Here is a 19,279-nt window from a genome sequence, read left to right as displayed (position 1 = left end):
AACTAAATAAGTGAAAACATATATTACCACCGCGCTAGCGGTTTAGTGCTATTCATATAATTTAGTAGTTAAAAATATTTACTTATAATAATAAACACTAATACTTATAGAATAATTAAAAACTTCATGAAGTTATATATGTAAAAAAACAAACTTAATTATAGTAATGCAAATGTAGGAGGTATATTAATGGCAATAATAGCATTAATTTCTTGCACAAGTTAAAAAAAAGATTATGTATGTCAAGCAAAGGAACTTTATTCTGAAAGCTCAACTTTTCGTTTAGAATATGAGTTAGCAAATATGTTGGCAGAAGAAATATATATGCTTTCTGAAAAGCATGGCTTGTGGCTAAAGAGTATTATGAGTATTTATTGCTTTCAATAAAAAATATTGGTTGACTCTAAAAGGAAAACATCAAGGAGAGAGACAGCCTATGCTTAGAAAGTTATTAGCTGATAAGTATTTTTTATAATTATGATAATATTATTATATACGATAATCCAATTATTCATATAACAATTAAGCTAATTACAAGTATTTAAAAAGCAATTATTTTTAAATACTTGTAAATTGATTATTTAGCATTGTTTTCTTGGTATACTACTCCCCATTCTTTCATAGCATCTAAAATTGGTTTTAAACTATATCCTGTTTCAGTTAAAGTATATTCAACCTTTGGAGGCACCTCGGGATAGACTTTTCTTGTAAGAAGTCCGCTATCTTCCATAGCACGAAGATTAGCAGTCAAAACCTTTTGTGATATGTTACCAATAGATTTTTTTAATTCTCCAAAACGTTTTGTTCCATCTAATAAATCTCTGATTATTAAAACTTTCCAGCGTTCACTAATCAACATAAGAGTTGTTTCAACTGGACAGGCAGGCAATTCTTTTTTCATTTAAACCAATCTCCTTTTTCAATAGTATCTTTTAGGTAACTATGGCACAAAAAAGTGCTTACTTTACAATATTTCCTTACGGATATATTATAATCACATAAACAGAAAATAACAAGTTGAACTTTATATGGAGGTTATGGATTATGAAAATTGCAGTTGTTTGTGCTAATGGCAAAGAAGGAAAATTGATTGTTAAAGAAGCTATAGAAAGAGGGTTAGATGTGACCGTTGTTGTTCGTGGTGAAAATCATTCAGATACAGAAAAAGTCATTCATAAGGATTTGTTTGCCTTGACTGTTTCTGATTTGGAAAACTTTGATGTTGTGATTGACGCTTTCGGAGCATGGACACCAGAGACACTTCCACAGCACAGTACGTCTTTAAAGCACCTCTGTGACATTATAAGTGGAAAGGAAACAAGACTTTTAATCGTCGGAGGTGCAGGAAGCCTTTATGTTAATTCAGAGCATACTGAACAGGTTATGGACGGAGCTGATTTTCCAGATGTGTTTAAGCCACTGGCTGAAAATATGGGTAAGGCGTTAGAAGAACTTCGTACTAGAAATGATGTGAAGTGGACATACATCAGTCCTGCTGGTGATTTCCAAGCAGATGGAGAGCGAACAGGTAAATATATTTTAGGTGGAGAGGAATTAACTCTTAATGCTAAAGGAGACAGCATTATCAGCTATGCAGATTATGCAATCGCTATGGTGGATGAAGCAGTAAATGGAAATCACGTACAGCAGAGAATTTCCGTTGTAAGAGAATAAATAAAGTTAAGCCCTCTGTTACTATACAGGGGGCTTTTGGGTTAAAAATTTTTCGTATTAATGCTCATTTGTTAGTGGTAATCAAGTGTTAAAATCCTTTATAAACTTTTACTAAATTACTGATAAATATAGTATTTATGCGATTAATCTGATTTTATACAATTCTTTAAATTAAAATTCAGATAAAATAGGACAGTAAATAGTTTTGCATAAAAACAAATCTATCTACTGTCCGTATCTATATTATTCATTTTTTATGAGCCAGCATTTTCATTAGGATCAATAACAACACCAAGCTTTGCAGAAATTATTGTGTTTAATTTGTTAATTGAAGAGGCAAGACTATTAATTTGCTTTTCAAGTCTTACAAGAAGATATGCAGTTATGGCTACAGGGAAGCCAAGATTTCCTATTAAACTTATTAATTCTTTAAATTCCATAAAGTTAACCTCCTATAAATTTTCAATTCTTAGAAATATATATCCCAAAGAATTTATGTATAAACTCTATCTAAGTAATAATAGTTTTTTAAACTGTGCTTAAGCTTCAAAGCTTTCTATATAATTGTATATAAAAGGGGCTGTTACACAAAAGATAAAATTCACAATATGTTGCATCTATTGACTTAATTATAATGAAACATATTGTAATTGATCATCTTAATGTGACAGCCCTTAATGATTAAGTTTTAAGCTACATCAAACTTTGTAACTTTTCTTTCAGTAAATTTAGCACCACCTTTTGCAACCAAAGCACCTGAACTAACAACAAAGATATTTTTCTCTATGATTAAGTCCATAAGCGCAAACACTTCTTGTTTAGTTAATGTAGTTTTAACGCCACTAAGGTTTAAACTGGTAGATTTTCCACCTTCAGTTGTAAAGCTCATACTTAAAATATATTCCATAAGTTAAACCTCCTTTCAATAAATTTTTAGAAGTTTCTTTATTAAGAGTTAATAAGATTTGAAGTTACATTTACTAATGTGTCTCTAGTGCCACCATCAATAACAAGTTTCATAGCTTCAGCAACATCATAAAGACTTTGTGATTCAGCATCGTTTCTTACATTAGGAAAAGTTTTCTTTGAGTAGGTTGGATCCCCGGCTTTATCTACTCCATTTTGAATTTCAATTGTTAGAGAAGTTGAATCAATAATTTTGTTTACTGCCATTTTAAATTCCTCCTTTCTTACTTGCTCAAATAAGATATATGGTTTAAAAATAGCTTTTAAGGAAAACTTGCATGAAATTTGAAAGCTTACACATTATGGTTATTGGCTGCCACCTTGCTTTGTTATATAGGCATAATAATGTTCAAGTGCAACATCAACAATTGTGCTGACACAAGCATTAATATCAGGATGAATGCTTTTTAATTCATTTAGTTTTCTTATGGTAGAAGCTCTAAAGATATAAGATCTTCTAATAGTTGGAGTTTCACCATTAATGGGAGGAGAAGCACCATTAGGAATAGAAATTGTACGGTTATCAAATAGTTTTTCTGCATAAGTATTTATCTGCATATATTTATTCTGAGAAATATTTTGGCAGGAAATTTCAGTACTATCAGATGTAGAATTTATAATTTGGTTAGCTGTATTTTTAATAATATTAGAATTTTTTATGTTACCAGCATTATTATTATTTGTGATAGCAGCAGTATTATCATCATTATTATTTATAATAATTGCAGTATCAGAGTTTGCTAAAGAACAATCATTAGTACTATTATTTGTACTTAATTTTAATATTGGTGAAGTAGCATCATGAGAAGATAAGTCCTCATCAGGGTCAAAAGTAAATTGTGCAAGGCATTTTCCATCACTTATTGCTTCATCAGTAAAAGTAAATAAGTATTCATTATCATCAATATCAAAATCACTTTTTGGAATATTTATAGAATTTTTTCTTGCCATACATATCAAATCCTTTCATCCTTTATTAATCTATTACATAATATATATGATTTCAAACTAAGGATTGTGGATTTTTTTCAACTTTAGAAGAAAAAAATGATTAATTTAATGTATATTTGATTTTTAAAATGAAAGCTTTTATGAAGTTAGAATTCTACAAAGTATAGAAGATATTCACTTATAAATGTAAGATTCTATACACTCATAAAGATAAAAATATATATAGTTATAAATATAGAATTTTATACACAAATAAATACAAATTCTTACGAATTTGCTTATTTATTGGGAAATTGAAGAGTCTATTCAATTTAAATCTATAAAAAATAACACTTGTTAAGAACATAATTGTAATATTACATCTTAACAAGTTTTTATTTTGTCTAAATTTGATGATTATGAAAAATCACAACTTAAAAAGCATTTAAAATTATCTACATTTTATTTTAAGAATGAAAAAAATATATCACAAATATTGACAAGGCATGCATATTAGTGATATTTTGGGTAGGGTACTTTTAAATTAGTTCAGTGAAACTAAGAAAGGATGATAATATTATTATGAATAATGAAATTTTAAAAGATGAAAATGACTCTATAGAAGTAAATGAAAAAATTCCTTTACTTAAGGCAATTCCATTAAGTATTCAGCATTTGTTTGCAATGTTTGGATCTTCAGTTCTTGTACCACTATTATTTAATATTGATCCTACAACTGTATTATTCTTTAACGGTATAGGTACATTACTTTATGCATTTATAACAAAAAGAAAAATTCCAGCATATTTGGGTTCAAGTTTTGCTTTTATATCTCCAGTATTACTACTATATGGGCAAGGTTATGATTTTCAAACAATACAAGGAGGCTTTGTATTAGTAGGTGTAGTATTTTCAATTATAGCTATTATTGTAGGGTATATAGGTATTGGATGGATAAATAAATTATTTCCACCAGCAGCTATGGGATCAATTATTACACTAATAGGTTTAGAACTTGCTGGCACTGCAGCAGATATGGCTGGTTTTCCAGTTGGAGGAAGTAATTCACCTACATTAAATGTATCATGGGTTATTGTATCAATGGTAACACTATTAACTGTAATATTATGCAATGTTCTTTTAAGAGGATTCTTAAAAGTCATTCCACTATTAATAGGAGTAATAGTAGGATATATTACATCATATTTTATGGGAATAGTTGATTTTTCACTAGTAAGTAACGCAAGTTTCTTTGTACTTCCAAACATAAAAATTGCACATTTTAACATAAATGCTATACTTACAATATTACCTGCAACCTTTGTTGTAATAGCAGAACATGTAGGACACTTAAAGGTTACAAGCAGTATAGTAGGAAAGGACTTCTTGGAAGATCCAGGACTTCATAGATCACTTCTTGGAGATGGACTATCAACTATTGTTTCAGGAATGTTTGGTTCTGTGCCAACTACAACTTATGGAGAAAACATTGGAGTTATGGCATTAACAAAGATATATAGTGTTTATATAATATGTGGAGCAGGATTAATATCAATAATTTTAGGGTTTTCTGGTAAGATGTCAGCACTTATAAGAACAATTCCAACACCAGTTATTGGAGGAGTTAGTTTCTTGTTGTTTGGTACAATAGCAGTATCTGGATTAAGAACATTCATAGAAGAAAAAGTAGATTTCTCTAAATCAAGAAATTTAATACTTTCATCAGTAATATTTATTGTTGGGATAAGTGGAATTACGCTTACAATGGGAAGTTTTGAAATTACAGGAATGGGATTGGCTACAATTGTGGCAATTATTTTAAATCTTAGCTTTATTATATTTGATAAGCTTGGATTAATGAATGAAAAAGAATAAGGAATTTATAATAGAAACTGTCCATCTAAACTTAGTGGGCAGTTTTTTTGAATTTTAGAATGTATCATTCGTCAAAAATTAAGCTGTTATTCTTCCTTCAATATACTGAAAATACGGAATAAAAATTGGCTCAAAACAGAGCAAGTTAATTGGTTGATAAATATAATGTTGATGAAAAGACTATACAAAGAGATATAGACAAATTAAGAAGTTAGCTAGAAAAGATGAAATTGATTAAATAAAATTAGATGTCATGCATAGAAAACTAGCATGACATCTAATTTTTCATATTTTATTTTTTCTGTATTCGCCAGGTGTTATTTTAAAAAGTTTCTTAAAGCATCGGTTAAAATGTTCTGGGTTTTGAAAACCTACCTGTGTGCTTATATCTGCAATTGATATATTAGTAGTTTTAAGCAGAGTTTTTGCTCTGTTAAATCTTATGCTTTGAAGAATTTTAGAAAAAGTCTGCCCTGTAGTTTGTTTTAAAAGCCTAGAACAATATTGTATAGAGAAATGAAAGTGATCGGCCAGTTCCTGCAGAGTAATATTCTGATAATTATTTTCTATGTAAGTTAATATTTCTATGGATTTTATGTCTGAATGTTTTCTTTCTTGAGATATTTTGACTGTATTTTCATATTTTCTTAGTATAATAGAAAAAAGAATCATCATCATACTGTTCAAAATAGAATCACAGTATTTTTTATGATTTTCAAATTCAAGTATCATTTCTAAAATAAGATCCTGTATATCTGCATCATTTTCGGTAGAAAAAATTAAATAATCATTATATAAATCAGAATGCAATGTCTGATTAAAATAAAATGAAATTGCATTGCTTTCACGTATTAAATTAAAGAATATATCTTCAAATGTATTTTTCCTGATTAAAATATTAATTACCAGACTGGGATCAAATACACTGATTGAATGACGTGTGCCAGGTGTAATAATGCAGAAATCGCCTTTTTTCAATGAAATACTATCCAGATTTATTTTCTGAGTACATGCACCCTCAAAAATATATATCATTTCATAAAAATCATGATAATGAGTAAATGGAGGTGTAAATCTGTTATGTTTGCTAAATACAATACAATTTGTATTATCATTTTCAAAAAAATCCTTTGCAAGATAACTAGTTGGGTTAAAAGAACTTGATAATTCAGGAACAATAAGCTGACGTTTAATCAGTTCAGAAGTATTCTGTTCTTCTAAAAATTTATCGAACATCCATTGTTGACTTTGAGCGTTATAATATTTTTGATAAAAAAGTTCATCTTTATTGAATTCCTGCAAATGAAAAAGAATCTCATTTTTTGTCAATTTAAACCCCTCCTTAATAGCATAATTGTAACAATGTATTTAAAAAATATCAATAAAATTGATTAAGATAATCAATAGCTACTTTATAAATAATTTAATAAAATTAATCTGTAAGAAATTAATGGGAGAGAGAATATAAAATATAGAAGACAAAATAAAATTTGTTGAATTCCTGCAAATGAAAAAGAATCTCATTTTTTGTCAATTTAACCCCATCCTTAATAGCATAATTGTAACAATATGTTTAAAAAATATCAATAAAATTGATTAAGATAATCAATAGCTACTTTATAAATAATTTAATAAAATTAATCTGTAAGAAATTAATGGGAGGGAGAATATGAAAATAGAAGACAAAGTTAAATTTCAAATTTGGCGGCAGCGTTTTGGATATGGGATATCAGATCTAGCTGCTAATTTGATATGGCAGATGATAACGTTATATCTGATGTATTTTTACACAGATGTAATGAAATTAAATGCACTTTCCTTGGCAACAATGCTTATTATAGCAAGATTAATTGACGGAGGAGCAGACTTGCTTGTCGGGTATTGGATTGACAACACTAACACAAGATGGGGGAAATCACGTCCATACTTTTTATTTGGAGGTCCATTCTTTGCATTGTTTGCAATTTTAGCATTTTCTGTGCCTGATATTTCAGAATATGGAAAGTTAGTATATGCTTACATTACTTATATAGGTTTGTCTTTTGCATATACAATAGTTAATATTCCAATGGCTTCAATATTGCCAAGCCTTACAGCGGATTCAAAAGAAAGAACAGCACTTTCAACTTCAAGAAAGTTTTTTGGATTTCTTGGAGCAACAATTGTAAGTACAATGGCATTAAAGATGGTTGAATTTTTTGGAGGAAGCAATGAGGCACTTGGGTTCAGAGTTGTAATGATATTATTTGGTATTGCTGGATGTATTTTATTCTGGATTACATTTGCAAATGTAAAAGAAAGAGTTTCACAAATATCACCACATGTAACTTTAGGTGATACATTAAAATCATTAATAAGAAATAAGCCATGGGTTATCTTTGCTATTAATATTTTATTTATGTGGACAGGCTATTTTATGCAAACAGCTGCATTGGTCTATTACTATAAGTCTGTAGTTGGAAGCAAGGAATTATCAATAACTGTAGCAAGCATAATGTCTGTAGTTCCTTTGATGGCAAATTTTTTTGTTCCATTTTTGGCAGGAAAACTTGGAAAAAGGAATCTTTATATATCAGCAGCTTTAATTCAGCTTACAGGTATTATATTTATTTGGATTTCAGGTGTAAATTATATTGGAATTATTATAGGTGCTTTAGTTACTGCAGCAGGGTATGGTGCTAAAGAAAGTATTTATTTTTCAATGCAGGCTGATCCAGTAGATTATGGTATATGGAAAACGGGAATAGATGCATCTGGTTCTCTATCTGCTGTTAATGGCTTCTTAGGAAAAGTTGCACAGGCAGTGTCAGGAGGAATTGGAGGAGTTCTTCTTGCATGGGGTTCATATAATAGTGATGCTTTGATTCAGGGAGCAAAAGCTGTTTTAGCAATTCGTGTCATGTATATATATATCCCAATAATATTATTAATATGCTCTATTATTACAATGAGTTTTTATGATTTAGATAAGAAATATCCAGAGATAAAGGAGGAAATTGAAAAACGCCATAATCAATAGTTATTAAAGGAGTAATTATAGATGATAAAGAGAAAAATTAAATCAATGACTACTAAAGATGTTCAGAAATTTAATAAATTATGCTGCAATTATCCAGGCAATATTGATTTAGCACAAGAAAGATATCTTGTAGATGCAAAGTCAATTATGGGAATATTTTGTCTTGATATGGAAAAGCCAATTTATATTCAAACAGAAGATAATAAAAATTTTGAAACATATTTTAAAGAATTTATTGAAGAAGAAAGATAAAAAGGAGAATTATTTTATGAATGAAAAAAATAGTGTGCCAAGAAAATATCGTACTTTAGTGTTGGGAGCAGGTATCGGTTCAATGCTTGGTTCAGGAATTATTGTAGGATTATCTGCAACAATAACTGTGTGGCAGAATGGATTAAATTTGAGCAATAGTGCTGTTGGAATTTTATCAGGAGCTTTAACGTTTGCAATTGCTTTTGGTTCTTTGTTTGCCGGCCAGCTTACCAATATATTTGGGTTAATTCCAGCATTTAACATGATGAATTTATTTTATGCAATAGGTGCTGTTATTGCTGTTTTATCACCTAATTTTTATACTTTACTTGTTGGTTTGATTATTACAGGTTTTGCTTCTGGTGCAGATCTTCCGATAAGTCTGACTGTAGTATCTCATGATGCACCTGATAAAAAAATATCTGCAAGCTTGGTTTCATCTACGCAGATATTCTGGCAGATAGGCGTATTTATGTCTTATATATGTTCATTTGTAGTATCACATATGACTGGAGCGATTGGTGCAAGAGTTATGTTTGCAATTTTAGCATTAATAGCAGTAGTAACATTTGTATGGAGAAGCACATCATCAAAGTTCAAAGTTCTTCATGAAGAAGGCGAAAGACATAGAGAAAAAGAGAGAGAAAATGCAGAAGGTAATGAAAAACAAGTTTCAATAAAAGAACTTTTATTTGGAAATAAAAAGAAAGAATATTTAAGCTTTTTTACTTGTATAATTGTCTTTTATGTATGCTGGAATTTATTAGCCAATACATGGGGACAATTTCAGACATATACATTAGTGAAGGCTAATGCTACTCAGAGTTTTGCAACTGGTACTGGAATTGTATTAAATATTATTAGTTTAATAACAACAAGTATATTTGCATCAGTAGCAGGTAGTAAATATCGTAATAAAGCTTTTGCAGTTGGGGTATTAATTCAATTTTGTGCAATGATTGGAATGGCATTAAGCGGAAGTGCTTTGTGGACAATAGTAATCTGCATTGGATGCTATAACTTAGGTAATCCGGTTGCTGGAGAAGCAATTTATAAAGTTTGGACTCAAGAATCTTTCCCATCAGAAAATCGTGCAGCATTACAAGGATTTATTAATGGTTTTTCAAGATTATGCTGTGGTTTGTTTGCATTTATAACTCCTGTCCTTGTTCTTCCAGAACATATAAGAACTACTATGTTTGGATTCTCAGGCATTGTTGTAGTAAGTGCTTTAGCAGGTTTTACTATGATCTTTATGCAAAAAAAATATTTAAAAGAAAGAACTAATAAGTAGGTGGTATTATGGCATTTACATTTCAAATAAATAATGATGTTAAATTTAAACACGATGAAAAATTGTTAATTAAGGCAGAAGAAAATACGCCTGAAATTAAGCATAAAACAGTGAAACCAGAGTGTATTGCTGAACTTATTAATGATGATAAAAAACTTGGCGGATATGGAATAAAAAAAAGTCAAAGAGATATAAAAAATTTATCATCATATAAGTTAAAGAGGGATGATTCAATAATTTTAGATTTTGGAAATCACTATGTAGGATATTTTTCAATTGACTTAGATTATACAGGATCTCCAATGGATGCACCATTATTTCTGCGTATTAAATTTGCGGAAGTTCCAGCAGAACTTGCAGAAAAATCTTCAGATTATGATGGATGGCTAAGCAGATCATGGATTCAGGAGGAATATATACATCTTGATGAACTACCTAAGAAATTAAGACTACCACGTCGCTACAGTTTTAGATATGTAGAAATAAAAGTTATGGACACATCTCCTAAATATGCTACTGTTTTTTTAAATCCTGAAGTATGTTCAGAAACTTCAGCAGATTATTCAAAGTTAAAAAATAATTCAGTAAATGATACTGAATTAAAAAATATATGTGATGTAAGTATAAGAACATTAGCAGAATGTATGCAGGATGTATTTGAAGATGGACCAAAGCGTGATAGAAGACTTTGGATTGGAGATCTTAGATTACAAGCATTAGCAGGTTATGCTACATTTGATAACAAAGATATTGTTAAGAGATGTCTTTATCTGTTTGGTGCTATGCCAACAGAAGAAGGAAAGATATCTGCAAATGTATTTGTGAAACCTAAAATACAGCCAGATGATACATTTTTGCTTGATTATAGTTTGTTTTTTATATCAGTACTTTATGATTATATAAATGCTCATCCGGATGATAAAGAAGTTTTACATGATTTATATAAGGTTGCGAAAACACAGATAGATCTTACACTTAAGCAAATTGATGAAAATGGAAGGTTAAAGATTACTGATGAATATCCTGTATTTGTTGACTGGTCAAATGAATTTGATAAGGATACAGCAGGACAAGCAATTTGTATATATGCATTAAGACAGTTTATATCATTAGCAGAAATGATGAGAGAAAAAGATTTGCTATTATATAAGAAAATTTTAGATAGTATGATTAGCTTTTCGAGAAAAGAATTATATGATGAAAGAAGACATCTTTTTGTATCAGGAAAAAATAAAGAATATAATATAGCAAGTCAGGTATGGATGATTCTTGCCAAAGTTATGTCAGAAAAAGAAAGTCATACAATTATGGAAGTAGCTGTTAAAGAATTGTTTCCAGTTAAAGGGATAGCAACACCATATATGTATCATCATGTTGCAGAAGCATTATTTATAGCAGGCATGACTGATGAAGCAATAAATTTAATTAAATCTTACTGGGGAAAGATGATAAAAATGGGTGCGGATACTTTTTGGGAGGCGTTTGATCCAGATAAGCCTGATTATTCACCATATGGAAATTCTATTGTAAGCAGTTATTGTCATGCATGGGGGTGTACACCTGTATATTTGATAAAAAAATATTTGATATAATAGTAAAATGGGGATGTCGCACTAAATGGTGTGCATCCCGTCAAGTAGACAATTGAAAAAATACAAAGTTTTTGTGTTGTCCAGTCTAAACTGAGCAATATTTTTATGCTACCAATAGCAGTTTCTTGTGAAATTCCATTGTGGTTAACACATCTATACAACGATGTGTGGATCTATATCAATATAGTAGACACATTTTTTTAGTTTTTTAAGTTGACTTTATAATAAGATTTTCATAAGCTTGTGGAGTCATAAATCCAATTCTACTATGAATTCTTTTCCTGTTATACCAACTTTCAATATACTGAAAAGTTGATATCTTAGCATCATTAAAATCAATATATTTGTTCATTCTTTTATCTTCTTTTTTTAAAGCAGGAATGAAAAGATTCCATTGGAACATTGTCATAAGGATATCCTTAATAGCCCTTATAATCATCAATAAATTTATGGATTTCTTCTATTTTGTTGTTAGGAATATGAAGAGTGCTTTTTGGCTCTGCTAGCCTTTGGTATAATATTTCATTTTCCTGTTCCAATTTAGCCATTCTTTTCTGCATAACTTTAATATTAACCTCTTTTTCACTAGGCATATTATCATTATCGGTATTATTGTCTTTATTAACCCATTGTCTTATAGTTGTTTTTGGCACTCCATATTCGTCGCTAAGTTCAGCATAAGTTTTCCCACTGTTAAATAGACCAACAATTGTACTTTTGTATTCTTGTGTATAACTTCTAACTTTCCTTAACATTGCAGATACTTCCTTTATATTATATCACTAAAAACTATCTGTTCGTGTTTACACTTTTATACTAACACCATATGTATAAAATAAATAAATTACCTCTGTGTACAATTATGTACACGAGATATAGAAAGGGGTATTTAGATTATGAAAAATTTGATCAATACACTAAAGACGAAAAATATTTTGTAACTAGATTAAAGCATAATGCAGTAATTACAGAAATCAAGGACTTAAAAATAAGTCATAGTTATGAACATCTTTTAGATGTAGGAACTAAAATAATCTGTGACAAAATAGTAAAGATTGGATCTAAATATACTTATCAAACAAAACAAGAATACCGACTTATAAAAATTGTAGATAAAACAGGTAAAGAGAACTTTTTTAAGTGGATAAAACAAAATCTAAAATTTAAAACTTTTGTAGGACGATCATTAAACACAGTGATGATTCAGATAATCACTGGGATTATGACCTTCGCTATATTTAAACTTATAGAACCATTAATTGAAACAAAAACTAAACTAATTGAAATTAAAAGAGTTATAAAAGCTAATCTCTTCGAGATTTATGAAGCTGATCAATTTAATTGGTCTTATATTTTCAATAGCTCCTAATTCAGAAGTGAAAATATAGTATTAATAAGAAAAAATATCCACAAAAAATTCTGTTGTTATATTCAATTTTGTTAGATATATATTCCACATCTGATATTACACAATTTTTCGAAAAGTAAATGGTAATTTTAAGCATTGATTAAACAGTAGTGAATATATCTATAAAACCGTTATTTAGTCTTGAAAAACATAAATTAATAAATATTAAAGCTTTTCTGTGCAATATGCTTTTAAAGAATTATAATCTAAAATTAATATATATTTATATTGGGTTTTGATCCAGCAATTTCTTTGAAAATAAGATAAAGTTTTGTTTATAGTTGGACGAGATAATCCAAGTGATTTAGACATATCATCTTGTCCAATATTTAAGCATACCATATCATCTCTTATGGAATATTTATTATTATCAATGCAATTTACAATAAATGAAGCAACCTTTTCTTTAGAATTCAAAAAGCTTGTAGAAGTGATTTGATCAAACATAAGGTTTATATCTATAGACATATCTTGTATAATGCATAAAGCAAACTTTGGATTTTGTGTTATATAAGTATCTACCATTTTTTTATCTATTGAAATAATTTCTGATTTACTGAGTGTTACTGCAGAAGAGCGCCTTATTTCATCACTGAAAAAGGAAGATGCCGCAAATATGCCTTTTTTTCTATGGACGAAAACAGTTCTTTCATGACCATCAGGAGAAATGGAAAATACTTTTACAGCTCCAGATTTAAGAAAATAAAAGCAGTCGGCTTTTTCGCCTTGATGAAATAAATGTGAATCTTTTTTATAAACTTTAGCTGGTTTGGATTTTTCAAACAAGCTACACATTTCATCCATAGAAATTGATTTTATTAATGATTTAATGTTATACATAGAAAATCCCCCTTTTTAAATGCTCTATATATAAATATATATCTTTTTTGTTAAAATGTTAACTAGTTAACATTTTAATATATTTATTTTTGATAGAATAAATAAGTATTATTGTAGCTTAGACATAGAAAAATATAGAGTAAAAAGGAGAAGCAAATAATGAATAGTACAATTAAGAGATTTATAATTTATTTTCTGGGATTATTTATAATGACAATAGGCATTGGAATGTCTGTTAAATCTAACTTAGGAGTATCTCCTGTTAGTACAATACCATATACTATAACACTAATATATGGAATAGAAATGGGACGAGCAACTATATTATTTCATATTGTGTTAGTTTTATTACAAATATTAATTTTAAGAAAAGATTTTAAAATAAAGAATCTTCTTCAGGTTTTTGTAGGCGTAGCTTTTGGATATTTTACAACATTTTCAAATAATTTAATGTCTCTTTTGCCTGATCCATCAAATTATTTATTTAGAATTATATTTTTATTTATTAGTATAATATGTGTTTCACTTGGAATTTTATTATATATGTCCAGTGATTTAGTTCCATTAGCAGGTGAAGGAATCATGCAAGCAGTATCTTATAAAACTAAAATAGAATTTTCAAAATGTAAAATTGGATTTGATGTAACAATGGTTGTGATTTCAGCTGTTACATGTTATATATCTTTAAATAAACTTGGAAGCGTTAGGGAAGGAACAGTTATTTCAGCCATATGTGTTGGAATGGTTCTAAAAATATTAACAAAATGTTTTAAAAATAATATAGATGAATTTTTAGAAAATGATATTTCTATAGCAAATAATTTAAGCGAAAATCAATAAGATACGTATAAGTTTAAAATAGAAATTTAAAACAGAAATTCAATATATGAATATAACCAGTATTCATATATTGAATTTCTGTTTTTTGATTAAACTTTGATATTATATATTTTATAAATAACGAGTATATCTTTTTAGTATTTTAGCTAAAGGTAATCCAAGAACTAGTCCAACAACAAGTTGAGTTATGTTTCCAGGAATTGAGGCAACAGGAGCTAATAAGTTTCCATATAAAATTACTTCAGTAATATAGTAACCTATAATCATCCATATTCCAGATACAAATACAGCTAAAATATTTATTAAAAAGTTATCTCCATTTTTATTATTGCTATATGCAATGGTCCCAACTATGTAGCCCATAATACCCCTTACAACCAATGTGAAAGGTGCCCAAAGTGCCCAGCCTGATGATAAATCAAATATAGCCATTCCAACAGCGCCAGCTATTGCACCCTTTTTCTTTCCAAAAAGAATTGCGGCTGCAAATAAAATAACATTTCCTAAATGAACTAACCCTCCACTTGAGAGAATTGGTAGTCTGATATTGATAAATGCAGTTGCTACAAATACCAATGTTGTTAATAATGCAGTTTCTACTAGATCTTTAGTTGAAAATTTACTTCTTTCTTTATTTGCTTCCATAAATATAGCCCACCTTTTATATTATTATTTAATTTAATATTTTGCTTATTATATATATTGCAATTAGTTTTCTACATTTTGTATCCTGACATTTACTTAGATTGTAAACATCTTAAATGTAATTTTATTATTTAAACATATGTATTTTATCTATTTCCTTCATAATACTTGTTAAATAGAACTACAAGATTTTTATCACTTTCAAAACCTAAATCTTTAATTGCTTTATCAAGAACATTTAATACAAAAATTGTCCTATCATAGTGAGAATTTTCCCCCATATGACCGATTCTCAATAATTCATTTTCATATGGCTTCAAAGTAGTAGTAACTAAAGTGTTATATTTGTTTTCCATGTGACTTTTTAAATTTAATGCTCCAATGCTTTTTGGAATTTTAACAGCAGTTACATTATTTGAATATCCATTTTCTAAGAATAACTGAAGACCAAATTCTGTAATAGATTTTCTTACAGCAATAGCAGTAGTATTATGTCTTAAAACAACATTTTCTGGACCTTCATCTAAAATATTATTTACAGCAGTATCAAGACACATAATATCGCTTATTGGCATTGTATATGGAAACCACTTATCTTCATAATAAGTTTTCCATATATTTAAATTACAATAAAAGCCTGTTACAGGAAGCTTTCGATTATCTATTGCTTTTTGTGCATTTTCACTTAATGCGACTATTGTAAGTCCTGGAGGTGCTGAAAGAGCCTTTTGTGAACCACCAATGATTATATCAATTTTCCATTCATCAACTTTTACTTCTTCTCCAACCATTCCAGCAACCGAATCAACAACACTTAATATTCCATATTCATTAAGCAATGGACAAATCTTAGATATATCATTCATTACACCTGTTGGAGTATCACAATGAACAATTGTTGCATATTTAAAGTTGTGATCTTTTTCAAGGAAAGCCTTTAAGTCCTTAACATTTATAGTATTTGTATAGCTGCTTTCAAAAAGAACTGCTTGCCCACCATAAATCTCTACAAAATCTTTAAATCCTCTTCCAAAGATTCCATTGTCAATAACAAGAACTCTGTCATCAGGTTCAGTAAGTGAAGCACAAGCTGCTTCAAGCCCTAAAATTCCTTCTCCATTTAAGATGTATACAGGATTTTTTGTATGTAGAATACTAGCAATTTTATCGCATGTATTTTTATAAAATTCTACAAACTCAACATCTACATCGGGATTTGTTGTAGTGACAGCTCTCTCAAGTCTGACATTTTCTCTTACATAAGTAGGTCCTGGAGTATAAACAAATTTATTTTTCATAAACAATATCCTTTCTGCGGCATATAACACTTAGCGAAGAATGAGCTTAGTGGTATAGCCCTCCTATGAACGAATGTGAATAGGAGTTTCCTTTACTTTTATACTAAATTATCATATGATAATACATCTGTAAAATGTATGGATACAATAATGAAATGTATTTGAAATGTTTTATACTATAGATCAATAAAGTCTAATTTTAGAATATTATTGATTATGTTATTTATGTTAAAATTATCATATGAATATACCACTTATCGAATAAATGAGCTTAGAGGTATAGCCACCTATGAACGAATGTGAATAGGAGTTTCCGATTATATACTGAAAAAGTAAAGTTATTAACTTGGAGAATATATAAGAAGGGAGTTTATATAAGTGGATTTATCAAAAATATATAGACCAATTACAGCTAATCCTTTTCGCAATAATAAAATGTATACAGAAATTTCGCCATGTCCTGCACTAGCACCATATATATGCTGTTATTGGGGGACGAGTGAAAGTATTTCTACAAGTGAATATTCTCAATTAAAAAATGATTTAGTAATTCCAGACACATGCATGGATATAATAATAAATACTAATCATACTGAGAATTATAGCAGCAATATATTTTCTGGAATACAGGATAAATTCTTTATTTCCATAAATGAAAGCAGCACATCAAAAATAAGCACCTTTGGAATACGATTTTATGCATGGGCAGTAATTCTCTTTGCAGATGATAGTATGGAACATTGTTTAAATTCTGCTATAGATATAGAAGTTTATTTTAAGAATTTGAAGAAGGAACTGCAGGAAAGAATAAGCGAAAACCTAGATATACATAAGAAAATAGACATAACAGAACAAGTGTTAATGAAGCGTCTTAATAAGAAACGTGAAAATGCAGTTGTAATGAATGCTGTATACAAAATAATAAATACAAAGGGAAGGGTATCTATAAAAGATCTTTGTGAATATTCGTCTGTAAGTGATAGGCAGCTTCAAAGGCTATTTAAAGAAAATATTGGGACAAGTCCTAAGAAGTTTGAAGATTTAGTACGATATCAGATTTTATGGACTGATATTGTTAATAATAGAATAAATAATATGCAGGATGCAGTGCATGAATATGGATTTTCTGATCAATCTCATTTAATAAATACATTTAAAAAATATCATTCATTAACGCCTATAAATGCACTTAAATATGCATATGAAAATAAATAAATTAAAACTTATAATGGTTTCATTATGTATATAAAAAATGTGTAAATGTCGTTTTTTTTCAATACAAAAATAAAAGAATAGAATATTATAAAATTACAAGGCTAAGGAGGAAGTATTATGGCATCTAGCGAGGAATTTGTGGAATATGTGTGTGGTCAGATAAGTGATGCAGGAAATATAAGATATAGAAAGATGATGGGAGAGTATTGTATATACTGCAATGAAAAGGTTATAGGACTGATATGTGATAATACATTTTACTTGAAAATAACAAAAGGTGCAGAAAATTTGCTTTCTAATTGTGATAAAGGACCAGCCTATAAAGGTGCAAAGCCATCATATATTATTGAAAATTTAGAAGATAAAGAGTTTCTTACAAAAATAGTAGCTCTAACTTGTGAAAACTTACCATTACCAAAGCTGAAGAAGAAAAAAGAGAAGAAATAAGGTGTGGATGGAGGAAAGAAAATGAAGATCATAAATAAAGAATCATATGAAGAAATCAGAACTTGGATATATCGCAATGCAAGAACAATTGAGTTAAGTTTATGGAAGTATTTTTTTGAAAATGGAAATAAGGAAGATGTGGTAGAAGCATTAACTTTTTATCAAAATGAAGATGGTGGTTTTGGAAATGCACTTGAAGCTGATAGTTTGAATCCAAATTCATCCCCGTATACAACATTATATGCAATTAACATATTAAAACATATAGACTTTATAAAGATTGATCATAAAATTTGCAAAGGTATATTAAGATATTTAGAAAACACAGAAGACTGTAATGAAGAAGGCTGGTTTTTTACTATTCCATCAAATGATAATTATGCACATGCGCCATGGATGACATATAGCAGTGAAGAAAGCAGAATACAAAGCATAGGTTTAAGCGCAGAAATCGTAAGCTTTATTTTAAAAAATTGTAATTCTGAAAGCAATCTATATAAAAGGGCATTATCTATAGGAAAGAAGCTTCTTAATAAGTTGAATACAGAAAAGAACCTTGGTGAAATGGGGATTGGCGGATATTGCGTTTTATTAGACACAATAAAAGAGACTACACTTAAAGAATACTTTGACTACGATATATCATTAATGAAAATTAAAAAACTTGTGAATGATTCAATAGAAAGAGATATGTCAAAATGGCAGTATTACGTTGACACTCCCTCTAGATATATAATCTCACCTGACAGCATTTTTTATAAGGAAAATGAAGATATTATGCAAAAAGAACTGGATTATTTAATAGAAATAAGACCAGAAAATAATGTTTGGAACATAACATGGTCTTGGTTTGATAATAATGAGAAATACCCTAAGGAGTTTGCAATTAGTGAAAATTGGTGGAAATCATATAAAGCAATTGAGAAGATGATGTTATTAAGAAACTTTGAAAGAATTGAAATATAATATCTTTAAAAAAGTTAT

At 28.9% G+C, this 19,279-nt stretch carries 22 protein-coding genes and 1 pseudogene; 12 read left to right on the top strand and 11 right to left on the bottom strand.

From position 1 onward, the window contains the following. Positions 1-237 precede the first annotated feature (237 nt). Positions 238-387, top strand: a pseudogene (locus CNEONATNEC86_RS22065) (hypothetical protein); the annotation flags it as partial. 190 nt (positions 388-577) lie between these two features. On the opposite strand, the gene CNEONATNEC86_RS13645 reads toward CNEONATNEC86_RS22065, so the two are convergent. Beyond that, the gene (locus CNEONATNEC86_RS13645; RefSeq protein WP_159136218.1) at positions 578-901 is read right to left on the bottom strand and encodes a winged helix-turn-helix transcriptional regulator; all 324 of its coding nucleotides are present in this window, start codon (positions 899-901) and stop codon (positions 578-580) included. A gap of 143 nt (positions 902-1,044) precedes the next feature. Between CNEONATNEC86_RS13645 and CNEONATNEC86_RS13640 the strand changes: the two genes are divergently transcribed. Then, complete coding sequence (locus tag CNEONATNEC86_RS13640) at positions 1,045-1,674, top strand: NAD(P)-dependent oxidoreductase (RefSeq protein WP_159136217.1); 630 nt, start codon at positions 1,045-1,047, stop codon at positions 1,672-1,674. A gap of 254 nt (positions 1,675-1,928) precedes the next feature. On the opposite strand, the gene CNEONATNEC86_RS13635 is transcribed toward CNEONATNEC86_RS13640, so the two are convergent. The 4 genes from CNEONATNEC86_RS13635 to CNEONATNEC86_RS13620 all read right to left on the bottom strand — a co-directional run bounded on the left by CNEONATNEC86_RS13635 (position 1,929) and on the right by CNEONATNEC86_RS13620 (position 3,591). Next, positions 1,929-2,114: a YvrJ family protein gene (locus tag CNEONATNEC86_RS13635; RefSeq protein ID WP_159136216.1), complete on the bottom strand. Its 186-nt coding sequence runs from the start codon at positions 2,112-2,114 to the stop codon at positions 1,929-1,931. A gap of 248 nt (positions 2,115-2,362) precedes the next feature. Further along, positions 2,363-2,581, bottom strand: coding sequence for a DUF2922 domain-containing protein (locus tag CNEONATNEC86_RS13630; protein ID WP_159136215.1), 219 nt, complete (start codon positions 2,579-2,581; stop codon positions 2,363-2,365). A gap of 41 nt (positions 2,582-2,622) precedes the next feature. Further along, positions 2,623-2,847, bottom strand: coding sequence for a DUF1659 domain-containing protein (locus CNEONATNEC86_RS13625; protein WP_159136214.1), 225 nt, complete (start codon positions 2,845-2,847; stop codon positions 2,623-2,625). A 99-nt stretch (positions 2,848-2,946) separates the two neighbouring features. Beyond that, positions 2,947-3,591: a hypothetical protein gene (locus CNEONATNEC86_RS13620; RefSeq protein ID WP_159136213.1), complete on the bottom strand. Its 645-nt coding sequence runs from the start codon at positions 3,589-3,591 to the stop codon at positions 2,947-2,949. Positions 3,592-4,152: 561 nt separating this feature from the next. On the opposite strand from CNEONATNEC86_RS13620, the gene uraA reads away from it, so the two are divergent. Then, on the top strand, positions 4,153-5,445 hold the full coding sequence (uraA, locus tag CNEONATNEC86_RS13615; protein ID WP_200848532.1) for a uracil permease: 1,293 nt from the start codon (positions 4,153-4,155) through the stop codon (positions 5,443-5,445). A gap of 285 nt (positions 5,446-5,730) precedes the next feature. Here uraA and CNEONATNEC86_RS13610 read toward each other — a convergent pair whose 3' ends face one another. Continuing rightward, positions 5,731-6,774 carry an AraC family transcriptional regulator gene (locus tag CNEONATNEC86_RS13610; protein WP_159136212.1) on the bottom strand — a complete coding sequence of 348 codons (1,044 nt, stop codon included), beginning with the start codon at positions 6,772-6,774 and terminating at the stop codon, positions 5,731-5,733. A gap of 340 nt (positions 6,775-7,114) precedes the next feature. On the opposite strand from CNEONATNEC86_RS13610, the gene CNEONATNEC86_RS13605 reads away from it, so the two are divergent. From CNEONATNEC86_RS13605 to CNEONATNEC86_RS13590, 4 genes are read left to right on the top strand one after another with little or no spacing between them, the layout of a single operon-like run. Continuing rightward, positions 7,115-8,464, top strand: coding sequence for an MFS transporter (locus CNEONATNEC86_RS13605; protein WP_159136211.1), 1,350 nt, complete (start codon positions 7,115-7,117; stop codon positions 8,462-8,464). Between the two features lie 21 nt (positions 8,465-8,485). Further along, positions 8,486-8,716: an HPr family phosphocarrier protein gene (locus CNEONATNEC86_RS13600; protein ID WP_159136210.1), complete on the top strand. Its 231-nt coding sequence runs from the start codon at positions 8,486-8,488 to the stop codon at positions 8,714-8,716. A 16-nt stretch (positions 8,717-8,732) separates the two neighbouring features. Further along, positions 8,733-10,010, top strand: a complete 1,278-nt coding sequence (locus CNEONATNEC86_RS13595) for an MFS transporter (protein ID WP_125148544.1) — start codon at positions 8,733-8,735, stop codon at positions 10,008-10,010. Between the two features lie 8 nt (positions 10,011-10,018). Next, complete coding sequence (locus CNEONATNEC86_RS13590) at positions 10,019-11,602, top strand: alpha-L-rhamnosidase-related protein (protein WP_159136209.1); 1,584 nt, start codon at positions 10,019-10,021, stop codon at positions 11,600-11,602. 208 nt (positions 11,603-11,810) lie between these two features. On the opposite strand, the gene CNEONATNEC86_RS13585 is transcribed toward CNEONATNEC86_RS13590, so the two are convergent. Beyond that, positions 11,811-12,011 carry an IS3 family transposase gene (locus CNEONATNEC86_RS13585; protein WP_159136208.1) on the bottom strand — a complete coding sequence of 67 codons (201 nt, stop codon included), beginning with the start codon at positions 12,009-12,011 and terminating at the stop codon, positions 11,811-11,813. A gap of 10 nt (positions 12,012-12,021) precedes the next feature. Then, the gene (locus CNEONATNEC86_RS13580; RefSeq protein ID WP_159136207.1) at positions 12,022-12,357 is read right to left on the bottom strand and encodes a transposase; all 336 of its coding nucleotides are present in this window, start codon (positions 12,355-12,357) and stop codon (positions 12,022-12,024) included. Positions 12,358-12,464: 107 nt separating this feature from the next. Between CNEONATNEC86_RS13580 and CNEONATNEC86_RS13575 the strand changes: the two genes are divergently transcribed. Then, the gene (locus CNEONATNEC86_RS13575; RefSeq protein ID WP_230132138.1) at positions 12,465-12,971 is read left to right on the top strand and encodes a hypothetical protein; all 507 of its coding nucleotides are present in this window, start codon (positions 12,465-12,467) and stop codon (positions 12,969-12,971) included. Between the two features lie 204 nt (positions 12,972-13,175). Here CNEONATNEC86_RS13575 and CNEONATNEC86_RS13570 read toward each other — a convergent pair whose 3' ends face one another. After that, positions 13,176-13,850, bottom strand: coding sequence for a Crp/Fnr family transcriptional regulator (locus tag CNEONATNEC86_RS13570; RefSeq protein ID WP_159136206.1), 675 nt, complete (start codon positions 13,848-13,850; stop codon positions 13,176-13,178). A 159-nt stretch (positions 13,851-14,009) separates the two neighbouring features. Between CNEONATNEC86_RS13570 and CNEONATNEC86_RS13565 the strand changes: the two genes are divergently transcribed. Then, positions 14,010-14,690, top strand: a complete 681-nt coding sequence (locus CNEONATNEC86_RS13565; protein WP_338149287.1) for a YczE/YyaS/YitT family protein — start codon at positions 14,010-14,012, stop codon at positions 14,688-14,690. Positions 14,691-14,801: 111 nt separating this feature from the next. On the opposite strand, the gene CNEONATNEC86_RS13560 is transcribed toward CNEONATNEC86_RS13565, so the two are convergent. Both CNEONATNEC86_RS13560 and CNEONATNEC86_RS13555 read right to left on the bottom strand, forming a co-directional pair. Next, on the bottom strand, positions 14,802-15,335 hold the full coding sequence (locus tag CNEONATNEC86_RS13560) for an ECF transporter S component (RefSeq protein ID WP_159136205.1): 534 nt from the start codon (positions 15,333-15,335) through the stop codon (positions 14,802-14,804). A gap of 146 nt (positions 15,336-15,481) precedes the next feature. Continuing rightward, entirely contained in the window at positions 15,482-16,633 is a 1,152-nt protein-coding gene (locus CNEONATNEC86_RS13555) for a pyridoxal-phosphate-dependent aminotransferase family protein (protein ID WP_159136204.1), read from the bottom strand. A 378-nt stretch (positions 16,634-17,011) separates the two neighbouring features. Here CNEONATNEC86_RS13555 and CNEONATNEC86_RS13550 point away from each other — a divergent pair, with 378 nt between their 5' ends. From CNEONATNEC86_RS13550 to CNEONATNEC86_RS13540, 3 genes are all read left to right on the top strand, one after another. Continuing rightward, positions 17,012-17,848 carry a helix-turn-helix domain-containing protein gene (locus CNEONATNEC86_RS13550; protein WP_230132137.1) on the top strand — a complete coding sequence of 279 codons (837 nt, stop codon included), beginning with the start codon at positions 17,012-17,014 and terminating at the stop codon, positions 17,846-17,848. A gap of 117 nt (positions 17,849-17,965) precedes the next feature. Beyond that, positions 17,966-18,295, top strand: a complete 330-nt coding sequence (locus CNEONATNEC86_RS13545; RefSeq protein WP_159136203.1) for a TfoX/Sxy family protein — start codon at positions 17,966-17,968, stop codon at positions 18,293-18,295. Between the two features lie 21 nt (positions 18,296-18,316). Next, positions 18,317-19,261, top strand: coding sequence for a hypothetical protein (locus CNEONATNEC86_RS13540; RefSeq protein WP_159136202.1), 945 nt, complete (start codon positions 18,317-18,319; stop codon positions 19,259-19,261). Positions 19,262-19,279: the final 18 nt, after the last annotated feature.

It is taken from the genome of Clostridium neonatale (assembly GCF_900465025.1).
GTDB lineage: Bacteria > Bacillota > Clostridia > Clostridiales > Clostridiaceae > Clostridium > Clostridium neonatale.
Note: the sequence above shows the minus strand (reverse complement) of the source record. Positions and strands in the feature narration are given on the sequence as shown.